The organism is Posidoniimonas polymericola, assembly GCF_007859935.1.
GTDB lineage: Bacteria > Planctomycetota > Planctomycetia > Pirellulales > Lacipirellulaceae > Posidoniimonas > Posidoniimonas polymericola.
Genome location: NZ_SJPO01000001.1, coordinates 63325 through 79498 on the forward strand (window position 1 = coordinate 63325; position 16174 = coordinate 79498).

The 16174-nt window shown below is 67.6% G+C and carries 14 protein-coding genes; 4 read left to right on the forward strand and 10 right to left on the reverse strand.

The features are described 5' to 3' along the window. Positions 1 to 15 precede the first annotated feature (15 nt). From Pla123a_RS00260 to Pla123a_RS00275, 4 genes are all read right to left on the reverse strand, one after another. On the reverse strand, positions 16 to 1293 hold the full coding sequence (locus tag Pla123a_RS00260) for a beta-ketoacyl-[acyl-carrier-protein] synthase family protein (RefSeq protein WP_146583524.1): 1278 nt from the start codon (positions 1291 to 1293) through the stop codon (positions 16 to 18). Between the two features lie 170 nt (positions 1294 to 1463). Next, positions 1464 to 1997 carry a 3-hydroxyacyl-ACP dehydratase FabZ family protein gene (locus tag Pla123a_RS00265; protein WP_146583525.1) on the reverse strand — a complete coding sequence of 178 codons (534 nt, stop codon included), beginning with the start codon at positions 1995 to 1997 and terminating at the stop codon, positions 1464 to 1466. A gap of 105 nt (positions 1998 to 2102) precedes the next feature. Then, a complete protein-coding gene (locus tag Pla123a_RS00270; RefSeq protein ID WP_146583526.1) occupies positions 2103 to 2489 on the reverse strand; it encodes an acyl carrier protein in 387 nt (128 codons plus the stop codon). Positions 2490 to 2576: 87 nt separating this feature from the next. Continuing rightward, entirely contained in the window at positions 2577 to 3074 is a 498-nt protein-coding gene (locus Pla123a_RS00275; protein ID WP_146583527.1) for a 3-hydroxyacyl-ACP dehydratase FabZ family protein, read from the reverse strand. A gap of 606 nt (positions 3075 to 3680) precedes the next feature. Here Pla123a_RS00275 and Pla123a_RS00280 point away from each other — a divergent pair. Continuing rightward, positions 3681 to 4814: a DUF6688 family protein gene (locus Pla123a_RS00280; protein ID WP_146583528.1), complete on the forward strand. Its 1134-nt coding sequence runs from the start codon at positions 3681 to 3683 to the stop codon at positions 4812 to 4814. A 74-nt stretch (positions 4815 to 4888) separates the two neighbouring features. On the opposite strand, the gene Pla123a_RS00285 is transcribed toward Pla123a_RS00280, so the two are convergent. From Pla123a_RS00285 to Pla123a_RS00310, 6 genes are all read right to left on the reverse strand, one after another. After that, on the reverse strand, positions 4889 to 6271 hold the full coding sequence (locus Pla123a_RS00285) for an SGNH/GDSL hydrolase family protein (RefSeq protein WP_146583529.1): 1383 nt from the start codon (positions 6269 to 6271) through the stop codon (positions 4889 to 4891). A gap of 70 nt (positions 6272 to 6341) precedes the next feature. Beyond that, complete coding sequence (locus Pla123a_RS00290) at positions 6342 to 7010, reverse strand: DUF4956 domain-containing protein (protein ID WP_146583530.1); 669 nt, start codon at positions 7008 to 7010, stop codon at positions 6342 to 6344. A gap of 21 nt (positions 7011 to 7031) precedes the next feature. Beyond that, entirely contained in the window at positions 7032 to 8870 is a 1839-nt protein-coding gene (locus Pla123a_RS00295; RefSeq protein ID WP_231956288.1) for a CotH kinase family protein, read from the reverse strand. A 153-nt stretch (positions 8871 to 9023) separates the two neighbouring features. Further along, a complete protein-coding gene (locus tag Pla123a_RS00300) occupies positions 9024 to 9737 on the reverse strand; it encodes a J domain-containing protein (RefSeq protein ID WP_197527548.1) in 714 nt (237 codons plus the stop codon). Between the two features lie 117 nt (positions 9738 to 9854). Next, positions 9855 to 10664 carry a DUF3050 domain-containing protein gene (locus tag Pla123a_RS00305; RefSeq protein ID WP_146583532.1) on the reverse strand — a complete coding sequence of 270 codons (810 nt, stop codon included), beginning with the start codon at positions 10662 to 10664 and terminating at the stop codon, positions 9855 to 9857. 116 nt (positions 10665 to 10780) lie between these two features. Continuing rightward, positions 10781 to 11278: a TrmH family RNA methyltransferase gene (locus Pla123a_RS00310; RefSeq protein WP_197527549.1), complete on the reverse strand. Its 498-nt coding sequence runs from the start codon at positions 11276 to 11278 to the stop codon at positions 10781 to 10783. A 514-nt stretch (positions 11279 to 11792) separates the two neighbouring features. Here Pla123a_RS00310 and Pla123a_RS00315 point away from each other — a divergent pair. Genes Pla123a_RS00315 through Pla123a_RS00325 form a run of 3 tightly spaced genes read left to right on the forward strand, consistent with a single transcriptional unit; the run spans position 11793 to position 15964 of the window. Continuing rightward, on the forward strand, positions 11793 to 13739 hold the full coding sequence (locus tag Pla123a_RS00315) for a peptide ABC transporter substrate-binding protein (RefSeq protein WP_146583533.1): 1947 nt from the start codon (positions 11793 to 11795) through the stop codon (positions 13737 to 13739). Then, positions 13736 to 14650 carry an ABC transporter permease gene (locus Pla123a_RS00320; RefSeq protein WP_146583534.1) on the forward strand — a complete coding sequence of 305 codons (915 nt, stop codon included), beginning with the start codon at positions 13736 to 13738 and terminating at the stop codon, positions 14648 to 14650. Before Pla123a_RS00315 ends, Pla123a_RS00320 begins: the two co-directional genes overlap by 4 nt. 6 nt (positions 14651 to 14656) lie before the next feature. Continuing rightward, a complete protein-coding gene (locus Pla123a_RS00325) occupies positions 14657 to 15964 on the forward strand; it encodes an ABC transporter permease (RefSeq protein ID WP_146583535.1) in 1308 nt (435 codons plus the stop codon). Positions 15965 to 16174 lie beyond the last annotated feature (210 nt).

The window sequence follows — 16174 nt, forward strand, 5'->3', positions numbered from 1 at the left end:
CCCTACAGGGCCGCCCTACACGCCGCGGGCGATCAGCGTGATGTTCTGGCCGCCGAAGCCGAAGCTGTTCGACAGCACCACGTTGCACTTCTGGTCGCGGGCCTCGTTGGGGATGTAGTCGAGGTCGCAGTTGGGGTCGGGCGTTTCGTAGTTGATGGTGGCCGGCAGCTTGTTGTCCTTGATCGCCATCAGGCTGATGATCAGCTCGGTCGCGCCCGCCGCGGCGATCAGGTGCCCCATCATGCTCTTGGTGCTCGAGACCGGCGTGGCGCGGGCGTCGTCCTCGCCGAGGGCCTGCTTGAGGCTGAGGGTCTCGACCTTGTCGTTGACGGTGGTGCTGGTGCCGTGGGCGTTGACGTAGTCGATGTCGCCCGTGCCCAGGCCGGCGTCCTTCAGCGCCATCTTGATGCAGCTGGTGGCCCCGCGGCCCTCGGGGTGGGTGTCGGTGATGCGGAAGGCGTCGGCGGTGGCGCCGTAGCCGATCAGCTCGCCGTAGATCTGCGCGCCGCGGGCCTTGGCGTGCTCGTACTCCTCGAGGACCAGCATCGCGGCCCCCTCGCCGAGCACGAAGCCGTCGCGGTTGCGGTCGAACGGCCGGCTGGCGCGGTGGGGCTCGTCGTTCCGCTCGGACAGGGCCGTGAGCAGGTTGAACCCCGTGACGCCGAACGGGTGGATCATGCTGTGCGCGCCGCCAGAGATCATGACGTCGGCCTCGCCCCGGCGGATGATCTCGGTCGCCTCGCCGATGGCCTGGCTGCTGGCCGCGCAGGCGGTCAGGCAGTTGAAGTTGGGGCCCTGGGCGTCGAACTGCGCCGCGACGTACGCGGCCGGCATGTTCGGTTCCTGCTCGAGCTCCTCGACCGGGTCGAGCAGCTTCAAGCCCTCCTGCACGAACGACGTGAGGTTGAAGTCGCCCTGCTTGATAGCGGCGGTCATCATCGCGCTGAAGGCGGCGAAGTCCTGCTGCCCCTCGCCGGCGCCCAGGTAGACGCCCATCCGGGTCGGCTCGACCGTGCCGGCGGCCCCGGAGTCTTCCATGGCCTGCTTGGCGGCCCCGATCGCGAAGCGGGTGTGCCGGCCGCGCTTCTCCCACACGGCCGGGTCTTCGCCCACCGCGGCGATCGACCAGTCACGCACCTCCGATGCGATATTGGTCGGGAACTTCGACGCGTCGAACAGCGTGGTATTGCGCACGCTGCTCTTGCCGGCTAGCAGGTTCTCCCACAGCTCGGGGACGGTGGTCCCCAGCGGGGTGACGCAGCCAACTCCGGTGATGACAACTCGGTTACGCATGGCAGGACTCGTTATGGGCTCGTTGCGGGGGGCAGACGATTGAGGTCGGGGGCGGGGCCCGCCGGTCATTCTACGCGTGTGGGGTTCGCCGGGTGTACCCCAGCGAGCCGCTGGCCCGCGCTAGCCGTGCTCGGGATGGCCCCCGTCAGGCGTAGGCGAGAAGGCCCCTGTCAGGCATACACGGGAAGGCCGTAGTCGCCCGGCTGCATCGGGCTGCCGTCCTGGTGCACGCCAACCTTAAAGACGTCGGTGATCTGCAGCCAGTGGGCCAGGTCCTGGGGGTCGAACAGCCGGCTCGGCAGCCCCTGGGCGCTGGCGGCGCCGGCCTGCATGCGGGCGAAGAAGATCTCCGCCCGAGCCTGGTCGCGGTCGCCAACGGTAGCGGTCACGGTCGCCTGGGCGCCCACTTCCTTGGTGGCCCCGACCTCGGCGCGGTAGGTCAGGGTCTCGCCCGGGCGGACAAGGCCGTTGAACTCCAGCTTGGTGAACTTTGCCAGCACCACCAGCTCTTTGAACTCGTACAGCTCGCTGATCAGCAGGCCGGAGGTCTGCGCCATCCCCTCGGCGATCAGCGTGTTGGGCATCACCGGGTACGACTCCCAGTGGTCGTGCAGGTGCTCCTCGCTGAGGGTCACGCCCTTGACCCCCACCGCGTGCGACCCCGCGACGTACTCGGTGAATCGATCGACCCAGAACCAGCGCATGGCGGAGGGGGGTGGTTGGTGGCTAGTGGTTGGTGGCTAGGCTAGCGGCGCGACCAGGAACCCCCGGAGTGAGCCGGGGGAGCGGATCAACTACTTTGCCAACTTCTATTGGGCCAGCTTGTGCTCGACGAAGCGGACCATGTCCTGCACGGTGAGCTGCTTGCCGAGGTTCTGCACGACCGGGTTCGCCTCGAAGGCAGCCAGGTCGGCGAACGGCATCCGCTCCTTCAGCTTTACCAGGCCCTCGTCGGTGACCTTGCCGTCCTTGACGTAGTTGGCGTCGGTCAGGATGTCCTCGGGGAACAGCTCGCCACGCTCGATCTTGATGTCGAACGCCTTCTCCAGGCGGAACACGATGTCCAGGAAGTCGATGCTCTCGGCGTCCAGGTCGGCCTGCAGCTTGGCCTCCGGCGTGACCTCGTCCTCCTCGACGCCCAACGCGTCAACGAGGGCTTCCTGGACCTTGGCGAAGATTTCTTCTTGGGTAGGCATCGTACGTGTCTCCGGTTGAATCGGGGGCGGTGTGGGATCGGCCGGGCGTTTGGCCGGCCACGTTCTTGGTTCGTATTGTGGGGCCGCTTAGGCGCCGCCGAGCGTGGCCTGGAGCGTCGGGTTAACGATCGCCTTGGACCACTTCTTCAGCGAGGTCCGCAGCCGCTCGTCGGACTCGATCATCGCCGGGTCGTCGTCGCTCAGGCAGTAGCGTTCTAGCACGATCCGTCCGCTCAGCGACGTGCTCTCGCCTACCTTGCCGGTTACTTTGAACCCAACCTCGCGATCGTCCTGCTTGAAGATCTCGGCGGTGATCGTGAGCCGGCTGCCCGGCGACACGAAGTCGGCGTACTTGATGTTCTTCGCTTCTTTCAGCGAGATGATCGTGTGCTGGTAGTTGTCCGTCAGCCGCAGCAGCCACGCGGCCGACTGGGTCGCCGCCTCGAGCATGAACACGCCCGGCAGCACCGGGAACTCGGGGAAGTGGTCCTGCAGGTACTCCTCGCTGTACGCAACATTCTTGTGCGTGACGATCCGCTCGCCGGGCACGAACTCTTCGATCGCGTCTATCAGCCAAAAACGCATGGGCAGGTTCTCTTGGCGTCGCGAGGGCCGCTGGCGAGTGGGTGGAGGGTACGGGGGTAAATTGTGGGGGAGTGGGGGGAATGGATAATATCAAGCCCCGGATTATAGCCCGCCAGACTAACCGCTACAACACAGCAAGTCTGCCTGGCCTGGTCGGCTGGCGGCCATCCGGCATCTCGTATAGCCGTGCCGACGGTTTGCAGCAAGGCCGCACCCTGGGCTCAGACCTTATCGGGCAAGAGGTTCTCCCCATCGGGTATCGGCTACTCGGCCCGGCGGCTCCATCGGTCTCGGGGTGGCCTGGTTGCAAGAACCCCGCTGCTAGCACCGGCCTTGCGGCCTGGACGCTTCAGCGGACCCCCATTTGGGAGCACCTTGGCCGCCGGGCTGGCCCAGCAGCCCCCAGGTTGCGGGCGGATGCAGGATAACTCTGCAGCGAGCAGGCAGTCGAGCCTACGGCGAGTCGTCCTCGGCTCGGTCGGGATGCGATTCTCGGCAGTCTGCTATAACAAACGGACGACGGCCCGCGGTTGCGGAAAAACGCCCCGCGCATCGAAGTTCATCTCCGGCCAACCGATCCTCCTCCCCGCCCGCGGCCCCGCCCGTTTGGACAGCGAACCCACCCAGCCCGCTCCCTCCCCAGAGCCGTACCCAGACCCCGACCTGCTCCCCTGGCCGCGGTTCGGGCGGCTGCTGATGTTCTTCTGGGGCGTGCTGGCGCCAGTGGCCTTCCTGATCTTTCTCGCAGCCGAGAATCCATTCAGCGCGGATGTGTGGCAGTCGGGGAAGCTGGGCCACTACGCAATGCTGCTGCTGACCTGGCCGAGCCCGGCCCTGGTTTACCTTTTTGTGCTGGCGGCGGCCTACGCGATGGTGCTGTGGCTGTTCGGACCGCAACGCGATCAGGGCAGCCCGTGGGTGCTGGCTGGCTTACTGACCGGCGTCGTGGTGTGGCTGGAGTTGTACGTGCTCTGGTTCTGCGGCCTCTGTGTCGATGAAGGCGCCCTCTCCTTCGTGGGCTTGCACATGGCCGCGCCCATTGTGGCGGTGCTCTGGCCATTGCCGTTGCTCCTACTGATCCGCGTGTGCCAGCCGATCATCGGGGACGAGCGGATCGCGATCCTTGCGCTGATGCTAGTTCTCGGCTTCATGGTAGTGTTGACTTCCGAAGCCACACCCGCCATCTATCTTGGCCTCGCAGTCTTTACCGCGCCCGTCCTCGCGCTAGCGTGCTACTGTCGCGCGGCTTGGTTGGCGTGCCAGTCCCTCCGCAGCGACAAGTATCGGTTGCCGCTGAAGGCCGTGTTCGGCCTCTTTGCGTGGTTCTCGATGCACCTGGCGGCGTGGCGGTACGCGGTCAACTCGATGCTGACGCTCTATGCGCAGGCGCCTACCGAAGAGCCGGTCACATGCTTCGTCGCCTCGGCCGCGGCGCGGGGGCATGCACGGTTGGTAGGGGCGTGGCCGGCGGGCAGCGGCCGGGTGACGCGGCAGTTGCAGCGGCTCAAGGCGCTGGAGCTGGTCCTCGCCGTGACATCTCCCGCGGCGCACCGACTCGTTCGGCGGCACTACAACCAGTGGGGCCCCCGCGCCGCGCGGCGGCTCACGACCCCGTGGCTCGCCGACGCGGCCTACCTGCTGCTGAAGCCATGCGAGTGGCTCGCGGCGCTGGTCGTGCTGCCGGCCGCTGGAGTGCGACAGCGCGAAGTGTCGCGGCTGTACGAAGCCGAAGACCAGTAGCCGGGGGGCTACGCACCGCGGCGAAACAAGGGCACAGTGCGCCAGCGGGGCTCCGCCGAGGCGTAGCCCGCCGGCTATTCGTTGAGCGGCTCAAGGCGGATCTCGTGCTCGACCGGCTGCATGGCGTTGGCCACCGCGGCGGCCAGCGGGGCCCGTTCGGCCTCGGTCTCGCGGACTGCGCGGTCGAAGTCTTGGCGGCCGCGCTCGCCGTGGAAGACCCGTTTGACCTGCTCGGTCTCGAACGCCTGTTTGACCTCCACCGCGTTGTCAACGCGGAAGAACGCCTCGCAGAACGGGTTGTCGATGAACTCAGCGGCCAGGTTCACGCCCTTGGCAAGCTGCTCGGCAGTGAACTCTGCGGTCGAGTCTCCCCAGGTAACACGGTACTGCTCGGCGGCGCCGCCACTGACCTTCAGCGTCAGTCGGTTGAGCTCCTCGTCGAATGGCACGAGGGTCATGCCCGAGTGGATCGAGTTGTCGTCGTCGGGGTCGCCGGTCGCGCAGAACGGGTAGCGGGTGCTGGTGACGCGGAAGCGGCCAGGGGCGAGTGGGGTGATCGTGTGCCCGTCGGAGGCGTGGGCCGTGTTGCCCGCGAGGTCGATCTCGAGGACGCCGATCTGCCCGTCGAGCCCCATCGCCTTGAGGAACGCGTACGCCATCACCACGTGGCCCGCCCAGCCGGGGTGGATGCCGTCGGCTCCGGCGACCTCGTAGGGGTTCTGCTCGGTAGCGCCGTGCTGGCCGGGCGCGAACACCTGCGCCTGCAGCATCGGCCAGAACACGTCCGCCAGGCGGCAGTCCTCCGACTCGGCGACGCCGATCGCGATGTCGCGCAGCGCGCACAGCGCGACGTTCTGCTGGTCGAGAGTGCCGGACCGCGAAGCGACCCACGACGCCGTCTTGCCGGCGCAGCCGGGCGTGCCGACCACCACCCGCACGCCCTCTTGCTTGAAGCGGCGGACGATCGCGCGGTAGTGGTCCTCGTACCAGCGGCCGTTGGTGACGTCGAACGGGCGGTAGCGCGCGTCGTTCATGCCGTAGCACAGGGTCGCCACGGTCGGGTCGAAACGCAGGCAGTCCTGCTCCATGCGGCGGAGGAAGCCGTCGGTCTTCTCGCCGCTCCAGCCGTACTGCCGCACGGTGACGCCGAGCTGCGGCGTGCAGGCGGTCAGGTAACCCTCGATGATCCGCGAGTACTTCCGCTGCTCGGTAATCGAGTCGCCGCAGACCGCCAGCCGGTCGCCCTCCTTCAGCAGCAGCGGCCCCGCGGCGGGCGCCTTGCGGGGGAAGAACTGCGCGAAGGCCGGGTCGTCGGGCTTGGTCTCGTACTCGTAGGGCCCGAGCGTGACGCCGGCGACCTCCGCCACGGCGTCCGCGGCGTGGCTTCGCGCGGGCGGCAAGAGCAGCGTAGCGAGGGCGATGGCGAGAACAGCACGGGCGGCGCGGATCGGCGGCATGGGGAGCACCTGGGGAATCGGGGGCAGAAGAGCGGTCCCCTATCCTAACCGATGCGCAGCCGGGTCGCCGCTACTCGAGGTCGCTGTCGTCCTCGTCCACCGGCAGGGCCGACGGGTCGAGGTTCAGCACCAGCGACGCGCCGCCGAGCCGCAGGTCGATGGTCTTCACCTGAACCTTCACGACCGGCAGGCCGGTGCGGGCGCGGAGGTCGGCCAGCAGCTCGTCGTACCGCTCGGGGGCGAGCAGTTCGATGCGGTCGTACTCGACGGTCTGGCGTTTGACCTGCTTGACCTTGGGCTTCTTGGCCTCCCGCGACAGGGCCGCCCAGACGACCCGCTCGGCGAACATCGCGGCGACTAGCATCGTCGTGTTGACCGCCAGCAGCTCGAGGTGGCTGGTCTGCTTGCCCGACAGCGAGTTGATCACCGCGATGCCGATCAGCAAGAAAAGGTAGGTCATCTCCTTGGTGCGGATGGCGTCGGTGCGGTAGCGGAGCACGCCGAAGATGGCGAACAGGCCGAGCGCCATCCCAAGCCCGATGTCGAGCTTCTTCAGCGTAAAGCAGATAAAGAACACCGTGATGTTCAGCAGCACCGCGGTGAACGTGAACTCGCGCTCGGCCCGGTTGGGGTGCAACGCGAACCGCACCACGAGCATCAGAAAAAGCAGGTTCCAGGCGAACCGGACAACAAGTTTGATGAAGTCGTCGTCGTAGAGGGGGGTATCAAAGATTTCCATGCCACGCCTGCCTGCGAAATACTACCGGGGAGCCTTGTAGTTTAACAAGAACTCACGTCGGGCGTCGCAGAATCCTCTGAGCGAACCGTCCAAGCCGGCGTCGGGCGAGGTCGCCTGAATAAACGCATCGTAGGTCGACAACTTGCGCGTGTCCTGCTCGACCGAGCCGGCGACCTGCCCGCGGATCTGCGCAACCAGCGGCCCCAGCGTCCGCCAGTCGAGTTGCGTCTGGGCGATGTCGCGGACGTGCTGCAGGTACCGCTCGCGGAGCTCGGGCACAGCCAGCAACCGGCTGCGGAGCGGCGTGCGGTCGTTGTCGAGGCCGACCAGCGGGTCGAGGTCGGGACCGCCGTGGCCGGGTCCGCCACCCCGCCCGCCGCGTCCGCGGCGTCGGTCGCCCTGTTGACGTTGGTCGTCGTTGCGGGCCTGGCGGTCCGAGCGCTGGCGCGGACCCTGGAAGTCGCCTGGCCCCCCGGCCGGAGGCGGACCATCAAACCCGAGCGGAGGTCCAAACGGCGGCGGCCCGTCAAACCCGGGAGGCGGTCCCGCACCGCGGGGCGGGCGGAAGCCACCTGGACCGCCGGGGCCGCCCGGGCCACCGTGCAGGGCGAACGCCTCGTTCATGTCGTGCGGGATGACATGGAACCGGCCGTCCTCGTCGCGCAGCAGGCTGTAGTCGCTGGCGCGTGTCCAGTAGCCGTCGCTGTTGACGAGCGCCACGTCGAGCGCCAAGAACCACAGCGCCGCGTCGATGTCGAGCAGCGGGGTTAGTTGCGCCTCGAGCTGGTCGAGCGGCGTCTCGTTGAGCGTGCGGCAGAGCTCCACCAGGGCCTGCCACGACTCGTCGTCGTCCTTCGACTTGATTGTGTACCGCCGACGGTACTCGGCCAGGTCGTCGCCGGTGTAGCGCAGCCCGCCGTCGCCGTTCGGGCTGCCCGAGACCTTCCACCGCACGGCCGTCGACGAGCCGTAGTTCTCCTCGGCGAACACCTTGTTGAACTGCTGAACGTTGGTGTACACGCCCCAGTACTCGCCGTTGATCACCACGCGGGCCAGGTTTGCTTCGGGAGCGGGGATGTGCTCCCGCGCGATGTGCGAGTAGAGCACCGTGCTCAGCAGCGACGGGTCGCCCGACGCGTTCAGCAGGTTCAGCGTCTTGTGGCCGTAGAGTCGCTGCTCCTTGTCGACCATATCGACCGACAGGTTGAGCGACCGCTTCTTGCCCGCCGGGACCATCATGAACGACGACATGCCGCGGAAGCTGACGCCGACGTTCTCGTAGGTGTTGCCGTCGACGGTCAGCCGGGCGGGGACCTCGACGTCGGTCGGCTTGAAGGCCTCGAGCTCCGACTCCCAGTCGTCCGACTCGAAGTCAAGGAACAGCGTCCGCAGGACCGACGTGTCGTACAGCTCGGCGTCGGGATAGGACTCGACGTCGGCTGGGTTCATCTCTGGCCCCGGCTGCGGGGGTTGCTGGTCGACCCCGCCGAAAGGCCCACGCCCGCGCCGGCCACCCCCGCGGCCAAACGGGCCGCGCTGCGGCTGGTTGGCGAGTTCCTCACGGGCGGCGTCGCGTTCTTCCCGGTTGAGCCAGCCGTCCTCGTTGGCGTCGAATTTCTTGACGAGCTTCAGGTCGGGCCGGCCCATCGGGCCACCGAAGCCCCGCCCGCCAGGACCGCCACCGAAACTGGGGGGCCCCTCAAACCGCGGAGGCCCGTCAAAGCCCGGGGGACCATCGAAACGTGGCTGCGGCCCGTCGAATCCTGGGGGCCCGTCGAACTCAGGCGGTTGGGCGTACAGGCCGACCGCGACGAGGCCGCCGCAGGTCATAAGGGCAATGCCAAGCAGACGCCGGTTCATGAGGAGTCCTTAAGTATCGATGCGTGTGGGAGGGGAGTGGTGCCGCCGCGTGTTAAACGTGAGGCCACGCCGCGATTCGCCACCCGGCCCCCTAAAAAGTAAGGGCGCCGCCTGCAGAGAGAATAGGAACCCCGGCGCTCAGTCGAGGCGCCGCTAGCCCCACAGGCGTCGCAGCCACAGCGCCCAACCGCTCGCCCCTTCGACCGCGTCGAAGCGGCGGAACTTGGCCAGCTCGTTCCGCACCGGCTGGCTGACCGGCGTGCGGCGGAGGTCGAGGTACCGCAGGCTGGGGGCGCGGGTCACCAGCAGCACGCCGTGGTCGGTGACCTTCGTGCCCGCCAGCAGCAACGACTCGAGGTAGACGATGCCGTCCGCCTCGGCGAGCAGCTCGCTCAGCTCGGCGTCGCCGATTGGGCAGTCGGTCAGGTTGACCTCGCGGAGCCGGTCGGCCAGCTGCGAGAAGTCCTCGCCGACCGTGTCCTCGAGCCAGTCGAGTCGCTCGAGGTCGACCGAGCCGCCCCACTTCTCAACCAGGTCGACCACCGCCCGCTGCGCGACGTACATCGGCAGCTGGGCGCCGAGCCAGGGCAGCCGCTTCTCGTGCTTCTTGGCGTACTCGACCGCCTCGTCGAACGCCTGCTGCACCTCGCGGAACGCGGCCGCCGAGCCGTTGTGGTCGGGGTGCGTCTGCCGGGCCTTCACGCGGAACGCCTGCTTGACGTCGTCCATGCTCACTGGGAGCGACAGGCCGAGCACCTTCAGGAAGCCCCGCTCGCGGCGTCCGCGGCGGACAATCTCGGCGTTGCGCTGGATCGTCGCGTCCAGCGCAGCGGCGTCCTCGCGGTGGGAGTCTCGGGCGTCGAGCATGATCGTGAGGAGCGCTGGGGTCGGGCGGGGACGCGACACGCTCATTCTAGGCACGCGGCGTGCCGCGGACAAAGAAATCTCACCCGCCTCTGTCGGTCTGGCCTCGCAACCGCGGTCCTACACGGGCTGCGGTGCGGCAATCTGCGAGGCGATCGCGTCCCACAGGGCGAGCCTCGCCTGGAGCGTGGCGACCGCCGTCTGGGTGGCCTCCCGCCAATGCTCGTCCGAGTCACCGCAGAGCGAGGTCACTAGCCGCTCGGCCATCGGCCCGTGGTGGTCCTCGTCGAGCTCGATGTGGCGGCTCAGGTAGTATTCGAAGTCGTCGAGGCCGCCCTCATCGCGGTTCAGGCCGGCCACGATCTGCCGGAAAACATCGGGCAGCAGGTCCTCGCGGCCGAACGTAAACGCCGAGGCAACCTCGTGGGTCGAGCCGTGATCCACCAGATCAAACGTCGCGCCGACAAAGGCCACGACGCTCTGACCGATGGCGCCCTCGTCGCGCAACTGATGGAGCGCTTCACGCACCGGGGCGCCGCCGCGGACTAGCTCCAGCAGCCGCTCCACCGCGGCCGTGTCGGCGCGGCAGGCGTTCATGGCCGTGAGGTACAGGTCGTAGTGGCTGGCGTAGCCGGCCCCGGCCGCTCCACCTGGCCGCTCGTCGGTTTCTTCGCCGAGGACGATCTCGTTGACGAACCGCGCCGCCTGCGGGTTAGCCGGTGGCAGCCACGGCGCCGCCGAGCTGGTGAGGTCGGTCTGCAGCCGCTTGAGCAGTGACATGAAGTCCCACACCGCGAACACGTGGTGCTCCATGAACGCCCGTAGCGCGGCGACCTGATCGATCGCCCGGTACAGGGGGTGGTCCAGCAGCGCCTGGCGGTGCGGCTGGATGGCTTCGCGGAGCGCGTCGAGGCGTTGGTTGGGCTGCATGATTCTCGCAAGGGCGGTGGCGTGGCGTCAGGATCGCTAGGACTATAGCGCGGCGGGCGCCAAAAGCCTACCGTGGTATCCACATTGCCCGCGAGGCTGTTTTGCCCTCGAGGCGGCTATCCCCGCGGAAACTGGCGGCAGTACTCGTATAACGCCATGGCCGTAGCGGTCGCGACGTTGTAGCTGTGCGGCATGCCCCACACGGGGATCTCGACCACGTCGTGCAGGAGGGCGAGCGCGTCGTCGGTCAGGCCGGTACGCTCGTTGCCGATCACCAGCGCCGTCTTCCGCTCGAACGGGAAGTGGTGCAGGTCGGTCGAGTCGGTGGTCTGTTCCAAACCAACCAGCCGGTAGCCCTCGTCGCGAAGCTGCTTGAGCACCGGCGGCAGGCTCCGCTTGACCTCCAAGGCGACCGTCTCGGCGGCGTCTCGGGCGATCTCCGGGTCGAGTTTCGCCCGCCCGGTGGCGATGATCCTGGTCACGCCGCAGCAGCCCGCCGCGCGGAAGATCCGCGACAGGTTCACGTTGCTCCGCAGCGGGGCACAAACCAGCAGCAGCTCGCGGGCCTGGTCGAGCTCGTTGGGCGGCTTGTGGCGGAGGTGCTCGAAGGACATACCGGGTATCGTGCCAGCCGTGACGGTTAAGGGCTAGTGGGACGACTCTCTCTACTCCCTTTCTCTCCGGGGGAACGCCGGGGTGGGGGGAAGCGGGTACACGGTTTTTCGATGCCGGGGCAAAGTGGAGTGCTGGGGGGCACGGGTGCCGGGGGCGCTCCCGCCAGGGAAGCCCCCGACGAGGTACTTGCCGAGGCTCGCAGGCGGTCGGGGGCTTCCGCTGTTTTGGAGCGCCCCCGGCACCCGAAAAGACTTGTTGCAGCGAACACCGGGCCAGCCCCCCTCCCTAACCCTCCCCACGAGGGGGAGGGGAGTCGCTTCGGGCCCTGCGCGGACATCGGTCGCTATCGAGTGACTCCTTCAGCAAGTTGGCCCGACGTGGGTACTCGGGGCGTCCCCACCCTAGCCCTCCCCCCGAGAGGGAGGGGATTTCGCGCCGGCATTGGCCCAGCCTTCCGGGGCGTATAAAGTAGGGGCTTCCTCGCCCGCCCTGCAGAATTCGGCTCCCCGCGACATGACCCAACGGCTGCTGATCTCTGCGCTGGTGCTGCTTGTGATCCTGGGGGCGCTCACGTGGATGGTCTCGCTGGGGCGGCTGCCGCCGGCGGACTTCTCGTTCTCCAACGGCACCGAGGTGCAGTCGCTCGACCCGGCCGTGGTGTCGGGGGCGCCCGAGGGCCGCATCCTGTGGTCGATCTTCGAGTGCCTGGTGCAGCTCGACCCCGACACCCGCGAGGCCCGGCCCGGCGTGGCCGAGAGCTGGGATGTCTCCGAGGACGGCCGCACCTACACGTGGCGCCTGCGTGACAACGCCCGGTGGTCCGACGGGACGCCGGTCACCGCGCACGACTTCTACTACTCGTACCGGCGGTTCCTCGATCCGCTGACCGCCGCCAAGTACTCGCAGGCGATGTGGTACGTGAAGAACGGCGAGCGGTACACGCTCGGCGCGAGCAAACTCAAGGTCGGCGACAAGGTTGAGGTCGAGCTGCACGAGCGGCCCGCAGGCACACCGCCGCACGCGCGGGGCACGGTGCTGCGGGGCGAGCTAGTGGCGATCGAGCGCGACGCCGAGTACGCCGACCAGGAGGTGGCCGACAATGACTTTGGCAAGCGGCACACGCTGGTCATCAACGTCGACGGCGAGGACCAGCGGTTCCGGATCACCGGCCGGCCCGACGAGGCCGCAAACGACCAGGCCTGCAAGGCGGTGCTGATCGACTTCAACGAGGTCGGCATCCGTGTCGAGGACGACCACACACTCGTCACCGAGCTCAACGACCCCACGCCGTTCTGGCCCGAGCTGGTTGGCTTCTACGCGATGTCGCCGGTAAACCGGAAGTGCGTCGAGACCCACGGCTGGCCCGAGTGGACTCGGCCGGAGAACATCGTTACGAACGGGCCGTACGAGATCCAGTTCCGGCGCATCCGCGACCGCATCCGGCTGGTGAAGAGCGACAAATACTGGGACAAGGAGAGCGTGCAACTGGGCGTCATCGACGCGTTGGTAGTCGACTCGCTGATCACCGCCTTCAACCTGTACGAGACCGGCCAGATCGACTGGTCGTACACCAACCCGAAGCTGATCAACCGCAAGCTGCTGGCGGCCGAACCGCCGCGGTCCGACTTCAACCCGGCGCCGCAGCTTGCCACCTACTACTACAACTTCAACACCACCCGCGAGCCGCTCAACGACGTCCGCGTCCGCAAGGCGCTCGCGCTGGCGCTCGACCGCGAGCAGATCCTCGACACGGTCGGCGCGGGCGAGCCCCCCGCGTACGCGCTGGTGCCGCCCGGCATGCAGGGTTACACCTCGCAGGAGTGCGCGGCCAACAACGTCGCGGAGGCTCAGCGGCTCCTGGCCGAGGCGGGCTACCCCGAGGGGGTCGGCTTCCCCCGCATCGAGATCCTTTACAACTCGGGCGCCGAGGAGCACGAGACCATCGCCGAGCTGGTCCGCAAGCAGTGGCAGGAGCGGCTGGGGATTTCGGTCTCCGGCCGCAAGGAGGAGTGGGGCACCTACCTGTCGAACAGCGCGCAGCTCAACTACGACATCTGCCGCCGGTCGTGGATCGGCGACTACATGGACCCCAACACGTTCCTCGACATGTACGTGTCGAACAACGGCAACAACCAGTCGGGCTACGCCGAGCCGGAGTACGACGCGCTGATCGCCGCCGCCGGGGCCGAGACCGACCCCGCGGCCCGGATGGAGATCCTGATGCGGGCCGAGCGGATGCTGATGGACGCGCAGCCGCTGCTGCCGGTCTACACCTACGTCAGCAGCAACCTGATCCGGCCGAACATCCGCGGGTTCTACAACAACCTGCAGGACTCGCACCCGCTCAAGGCAATCTGGATCGACCCCGACCTCGAGGGGCCCAACGAGTACATGCGCGACGCGCCGCTCTACAACGATTCCCAACCGCAGCAGACCGAGCTGCAGGGGGCCGAACAGTGATCCCGTTCATCCTCCGCCGCCTGGTGGGTCTGGTCGTCGTGCTGCTGGTCGTGTTCCTGTTGACGTTCGCCCTTGCGCACGCGGTGCCGGGCGGGCCGTTCCAGAGCGAACGCGTGCTGCCGGACGTGGTGAAGGAAAACTTCGAACGCCGGTACCGGCTCGATCTGCCCTACCACGAGCAGGCATACTACATGCTCCGCGACTACGCCCGCGGCGACCTCGGCCAGAGCATGAAGATGGATGTCGAGATCAACGACGTCGTGGCGCAGGGGTTGCCGATCTCCGCGGCGCTCGGCGCGCTAGCGCTGACCTTCGCGTTCACCGTGGGCCTAGCGGCGGGCATCCTCTCGGCGGTGCGACGGGGCACGCGGAGCGATTTTCTGCTGATGAGCACCGCGGCGCTCGGCATCGCGCTGCCCAACTTTGTGGTGGCCGGGTTCGCCATCCTGTTGTTTGTGTTCATGATCCCGATCTTCCCGGCCGGTGGCTGGGGGACCCTGCGGCAGCTGATCCTGCCGGGGCTGTGCCTGGGCGCGCCGTACGCCGCGTACGTCGCCCGCATCGCGCGGACCGGCATGCTCGACGTGCTCGGCCAGGACCACATCCGCACCGCCCGGGCAAAGGGCCTGTCGCCGTGGAGCGTGGTGATGCGGCACGCGCTGCCGACCGCCATGCTGCCCGTGATCTCGTTCCTTGGCCCCGCGGTGGCGGGCGTGCTGACCGGCTCGCCGGTGGTGGAGCAGATCTTCGCGATCCCCGGCATGGGCTGGCACTTTGTGCAGGCCGCCTTCAACCGCGACATCACCATGGCAATGGGCCTGGTGATGGTCTACACGGTGCTGCTGTACACGATGAACTTCCTGGTGGACCTGTCGTACGGGCTGCTCGACCCCCGCGTGGAGTACAAGTAGCCCGCTATGCCGTCATTCGGATCTACGAAAGAAGTCACGCCTAAGCCCAATCCCGGGAAACCCAGCGAGGGGGGCCCCAAGCGCGGGCTGTCGCTCACGCAGGAGGCGATCCGCCAGCTGCGGAAGAACCGCGTGGCGATGGCGTCGTTCTGGACGCTCGTGGCGGTGGGGCTGTTGTCGTTCTTCTCGCCGCTGTTCCCGATGCAGCCGCCCGACAAGGTGTTCACCGACCAGAAGTTCTCTGAGCCGTCCTGGCTGCTGCAGGAGCCTGCCAAAGGGACCGCGGAGCAGGAAGAAGAACCGATCGACCGGTCACTGTTTATCAAAACCTTCTCGCTCGACGCCGAGCGGATCGCCGACCAGGGCGAGCGGGTTGAGGCCGCCGAGGCCGACCTGGCCGAGGCCCGCCGCGCGTACCGTGAGTCGCGGGGCGAAGAACGCGACGAGGCGATCCGCCAGCTCCGCCGGCAGAAGAACCGGGTCGAGGACATTGTCCAACGCCCGTACCGCGACGCCGGCTTCCCGGTCCTCGGCCCGTTGAGCCGCGCCATGGTCCGCGCCCGCTACGCGCTGTTCGGCGAGTGGTCGATCAACGCGATCTGCGGCCGCGACAAGCTCGGCCGGGACATCTTCTCCCGGATCTTCTGGGGGTCGCGGGTGTCGCTGATCGTGGGCCTGGTGGCGACGATCGTCTCGGTAGTGATCGGCGTGACCTACGGCGCGATCGCCGGCTACACCGGCGGCTGGGTCGACGGCGCGATGATGCGGCTGGTCGACGTGCTGTACTCGGTGCCTTTTATCTTTGTCGTGATCTTCGTGATCTCGATCCTCGACGACCCGCAGATCCGCGCCTGGCGCGAGGAGTACGGCCTCAGCCGGATCGTCATCTTCTACCTGGTGGTCGGCGCCATCTACTGGCTCACTATGGCCCGCGTGGTCCGCGGCCAGGTGATCTCGCTCCGCAACGAGCCGTTTGTGGAGTCCGCCCGGGCGATCGGCGTGACGCACGCCGGCATCGTGTTCCGGCACATCGTGCCGAACCTGCTGAGCGTGGTGATCGTGTACCTGACGCTCACCATCCCGCGGGTGATTTTGTTCGAGGCCTTCCTCTCGTTCCTCGGCCTAGGGGTCGAGCCGCCCGACGTTTCGTGGGGACTGCTGGCCAACGAGGGCATCCAGGTCATCACGCCGGTGAAGGTCTACTGGTGGCTGATCGTGTTCCCCAGCGGAGCGATCGGCATAACCCTCTTCGCCCTCAATTTCCTGGGCGACGGCCTGCGGGACGCGTTCGACCCGCGGTTGCGGGACCAGTAGCGGCTGCCAAATGCGTCCAAGGTCATCTTCTTTGCGGCGTGCGCCCGGGGGTCCCGCGGTGCAACCGCGCAACGCGGCATGAACCGACTCCAGGCAGGTAAAAAAGCACGCCCCAATATCGGATGTCCACATGGGGTAGGGTTTCCACAGCTACGGTCGAATAGTGACCAGGGGGCCGTTGCACCTGAGGGCCCCGACGCGGTTGATCCG

Coding starts and splice junctions, on each gene's coding strand:
- Pla123a_RS00260 (WP_146583524.1), bottom strand. CDS start 1,293: ATGCGTAACCGAGTTGTCATCACCGGAGTTGGCTGCGTCACCCCGCTG.
- Pla123a_RS00265 (WP_146583525.1), bottom strand. CDS start 1,997: ATGCGCTGGTTCTGGGTCGATCGATTCACCGAGTACGTCGCGGGGTCG.
- Pla123a_RS00270 (WP_146583526.1), bottom strand. CDS start 2,489: ATGCCTACCCAAGAAGAAATCTTCGCCAAGGTCCAGGAAGCCCTCGTT.
- Pla123a_RS00275 (WP_146583527.1), bottom strand. CDS start 3,074: ATGCGTTTTTGGCTGATAGACGCGATCGAAGAGTTCGTGCCCGGCGAG.
- Pla123a_RS00285 (WP_146583529.1), bottom strand. CDS start 6,271: ATGCCGCCGATCCGCGCCGCCCGTGCTGTTCTCGCCATCGCCCTCGCT.
- Pla123a_RS00290 (WP_146583530.1), bottom strand. CDS start 7,010: ATGGAAATCTTTGATACCCCCCTCTACGACGACGACTTCATCAAACTT.
- Pla123a_RS00295 (WP_231956288.1), bottom strand. CDS start 8,870: ATGAACCGGCGTCTGCTTGGCATTGCCCTTATGACCTGCGGCGGCCTC.
- Pla123a_RS00300 (WP_197527548.1), bottom strand. CDS start 9,737: ATGCTCGACGCCCGAGACTCCCACCGCGAGGACGCCGCTGCGCTGGAC.
- Pla123a_RS00305 (WP_146583532.1), bottom strand. CDS start 10,664: ATGCAGCCCAACCAACGCCTCGACGCGCTCCGCGAAGCCATCCAGCCG.
- Pla123a_RS00310 (WP_197527549.1), bottom strand. CDS start 11,278: ATGTCCTTCGAGCACCTCCGCCACAAGCCGCCCAACGAGCTCGACCAG.
- Pla123a_RS00315 (WP_146583533.1), top strand. CDS start 11,793: ATGACCCAACGGCTGCTGATCTCTGCGCTGGTGCTGCTTGTGATCCTG.
- Pla123a_RS00325 (WP_146583535.1), top strand. CDS start 14,657: ATGCCGTCATTCGGATCTACGAAAGAAGTCACGCCTAAGCCCAATCCC.